Source organism: Sinomonas humi (genome assembly GCF_000802235.1).
Lineage (GTDB): Bacteria > Actinomycetota > Actinomycetes > Actinomycetales > Micrococcaceae > Sinomonas > Sinomonas humi.
In genome coordinates, this window is sequence record NZ_JTDL01000060.1 from 1 (window position 1) to 3,293 (window position 3,293).

3 protein-coding genes are annotated in these 3,293 nt (G+C 72.3%); 2 read left to right on the plus strand and 1 reads right to left on the minus strand.

Features of this window, described 5'->3' with window-relative positions:
• Nucleotides 1–550: 550 nt before the first annotated feature.
• Entirely contained in the window at nucleotides 551–1,417 is an 867-nt protein-coding gene (gene lgt, locus LK10_RS04315; protein ID WP_043120451.1) for a prolipoprotein diacylglyceryl transferase, read from the plus strand.
• A 482-nt stretch (nucleotides 1,418–1,899) separates the two neighbouring features.
• Here the strand turns inward: lgt and LK10_RS20715 are convergent, their stop codons facing one another.
• Nucleotides 1,900–2,331, minus strand: a complete 432-nt coding sequence (locus tag LK10_RS20715; protein ID WP_156144026.1) for a hypothetical protein — start codon at nucleotides 2,329–2,331, stop codon at nucleotides 1,900–1,902.
• A gap of 47 nt (nucleotides 2,332–2,378) precedes the next feature.
• Here LK10_RS20715 and LK10_RS04330 point away from each other — a divergent pair, with 47 nt between their 5' ends.
• Entirely contained in the window at nucleotides 2,379–3,041 is a 663-nt protein-coding gene (locus LK10_RS04330; protein WP_043120455.1) for a hypothetical protein, read from the plus strand.
• The last annotated feature ends 252 nt before the right edge of the window (nucleotides 3,042–3,293 follow it).

Below are 3,293 nucleotides of genomic sequence, written 5' to 3' on the forward strand. Positions count from 1 at the left end.
AGCGGGAGCTGAGGCAGAAGTCGGCTGGTATGCACACCCACACGCTGGGCGGAATGGGCGCGGCCCGGTCACGGTGGCAAGCGAGCATAGTCTCGGATGTGCTCCACCCGGGCTTGGTGGTCCTGGACTCTTCCCGGCTGGTAGCAAATATCGTCTCGGGCATCGGGTTCGTCTGAGCAGGAGCGGCCTTCGTCCGGCGGAACAAGGTGCGGGGCCTGACGACGGCGGCTTCGGTCTGGCTTGTGGCGCCGATCGGCTCGTCCGCCAGCGCCGGCATCCTCGTCCCGGCGCCCCGGGCCCTGTGGGTAGTTGGGACCCCCCATCAGGACCGGACGAGCGCGCTCGGTCGGCTCCTGGCCGCCTGCACACGGAGATGGGCCTGGCCGTCCAGGCCCCCGAGATGTGCACCCTCGACGAGGGCCGGGGCACTCCGGCCCACCGCCTAGGCACTGCCGTGGAGGAGGACGGCGGTCTCCGGGCCATGGGGAGGTTGAGCTGGACCTGCGGGGCAGTCCGTCCGCAGAGAGGCGGTCGCTGATACGATCCGCCGGTGACTCCCACGCTCAGGGCCCGCTCGTACCTGCCCTCGCCTACCGTCAGCGGGTTCCAGCTCGGGCCCGTGACGGTCCACTTCTACGCCCTGTGCATCGTTGCCGGGATCGCCATGGCGCTGTGGATCGCCGCCCGCCGATGGCGTGCGCGCGGCGGGGACCGCGGCCAGGTGCTGGACATCAGCCTGTGGGCGGTGCCCTTCGGAATCGTCGGCGGGCGGATCTACCACGTGGTGACCGACCCGGAGCTGTACTTCCTGCCCGGCAAGGACCCCTGGAACGCCTTCGCGATCTGGGACGGCGGCCTGGGGATCTGGGGCGCGATCGCCCTTGGGGCCCTGGGCGCCTGGATCGGGTGCCGGCGGCAGGGAGTCTCCTTCGTCGCCTTCGCGGACGCGATCGCCCCGGGCGTCCTTCTCGCCCAGGGGATCGGGCGGTGGGGAAACTGGTTCAACAACGAGCTCTACGGAGACCCGACCAGCCTGCCATGGGCCCTGCAGATCCACAGGATGGACCCGCAGCAGGCCCGGGCCGCCACGGACGCCGCCGGGAACCCGGTGGTGCTGGGCTACTTCCAGCCGACCTTCCTCTACGAGTCCCTCTGGTGCGCCCTGACGGCGGCTCTCATCGTGTGGCTCGACAGGCGCGTCCGTCTGGGCGCCGGCAGCGTGTTCGCCCTCTACGTGGCCCTCTACACGGCAGGCAGGTTCGTGTTCGAGCTAATGCGCTCGGACTACGCGAACCTGATCCTGGGGCTGCGGGTGAACACCTGGGTCTCCGGCCTGCTGTTCGCCGCCGGGGCCCTGGCCTTCCTCGCCACCTTGGGGCGCCCTCGCTCGAGGGCGCTCCCCGACGCCGGCGGGTAGCCGGGCGACGCGCTCCCGATCCGTCCAAAGCCTTACAGCCTCCGGCCCCGCCTGCCTCCCCTGCGCCCCTGAGGATCCGCCCAAGCAGGGGATGTGCCGCCGCTGGACGTCCCCTCCGGTCGAAGTGGCGGGCGACGACGGGGTCGATGCGGGCGCCCGGACTGGCGCCCGCCGACGGGATCACCCCCGTCGAGGGGCGCCCGGCCTGAGGCCTCGTCCGCGGCCTCTGCCCCCTTACCGGGAAGCATGAGCAGGAAGGCCCCCGCAAGCCAACTGGACACAGCTCGCGCGCGGACCCGGCGAACCCGTCCGGCCTCTTGCCCTGCGGAAGGCCCACGCCCGCGTCCCGGCCGCGCTCGCGCCGCCTCCCCCCTGCCCCTTCTGCTCTGCCCCGGGCCCCGGCAGTCCAGGTGCTCCTGCAGGGGTCGCCCGCCCTGCGCGCCTACGCGGCACCAGAACAGCTCTAGGCAGGCACGATCGGTCTACGCTGTTCCCATGAGCGATGCGGCAGCCGCGTCCGGGGATGCCTGGCTCCTGCGTGACATGGTCGTCCCGCCGCCGAGGGCCCTCCGGTCCAGCCTGCGGGAGGACGCGCCCCCGGGATCTCCGCCGATGGTGCAGGCCTGGCTGCTCCACACCCCGCCCGCGAGCCGGGGCTGGGGGTCGGCGAACTGGCCGAGCGTCAGCACCTCGCCCGGAACACGCTCAGCGACCGCATACAGCAGATGCCCACTGTCGGCCTGCAGCAGCGCCGCCCCCCGGGCAGCGACCGCAGGGCGGTCGATCTGAGCCCCGCGGACCGCGGAGACGAGGAGCGCCGAGTCCGCCGCGGCCTCGAGGCCCTCCGTGTGCGGGACCGGAAGGCTGTCGGGCACGCGCTGCCTGCCCTGCACTCCAGCACCGGGAGCTTCCATGCTGAAGCGGGGATCTCGGGCGCCGCGCTCAAGGCTGGAGCCGGGCGATGAGCAGGGGCGGGCTGTCCTCAGAGGACGGGAGGTACTGGCGCGTCCTGGCCTTCGACCTCGTCGCGGTGACGCTGTTCCTCGTCTTGGGCTTCGCGGCCCCACGGGGCGGGTGGTGGTTCCTCCTCGCCGCCCTCTGGGCGGTCGTGGGCATCTGGCGGGGAGCGACCGAGGCCCGTAAGAGAGCCCCCGAAGAGACCGGGTCCTACGACGAGGAGTGGGAAGCCCGTGCGTTCGCGGCAGCACCGGCGCCCGGGGGACGGGAGGCTGGCTGCGCGAAGCGGGGAGCGAAGGTGTTCGCCCTTGCGGGCGCGGGATCCCTGGCCGTCCTCGGCGCGCTGCTCGTGACTCCATTCGAGCCCGTCTTCGCCGCCTTCGGCCCCGTCCGGATCGTGGTGTACTTCGGGCTGGTGGTACTCGCGGCCACGACCGGGGTCCTTTCGGTGACGCTATCGGCGGCACGCGTAACCGATGCGAGGCACCCTGCGATCGGGGCCGCCATGCGCTTCTGCGCCGCGATGGGATGCGCGCTGCTCGCCGGGCTGGCCCTGCTCACCGGCGACTCCCTCCTCGGACGCCCCGAGGGGGTCCTCTCCGGCCTCGCCGTCCCGGCGGCGGCAGGTCTTCTCCTGCTGCGGCGCGCCCCCCACCCTCTGGACTGAGCTGGGGCCGCCTCGCACCCATGGCCGGGTCTCCCCGTCATCGCGTCACTATCGTGCTGGCCAGAAGGCCGCGGCCCCGAGGCGAAGGCGCTGGCCCGTAAGGTAGAACGGCCCATGGCCCCGAACACTGCGGACTCGTCCTGGCATGAAGCAATGCTGTGCGGAAACAAGCACACGTTCCGGCACTCCGGCCGCCGCGTCGGCCTCAGGCGACACCTCACAGAAGCCGAGCAGACGAAGCAACCGGAAGCT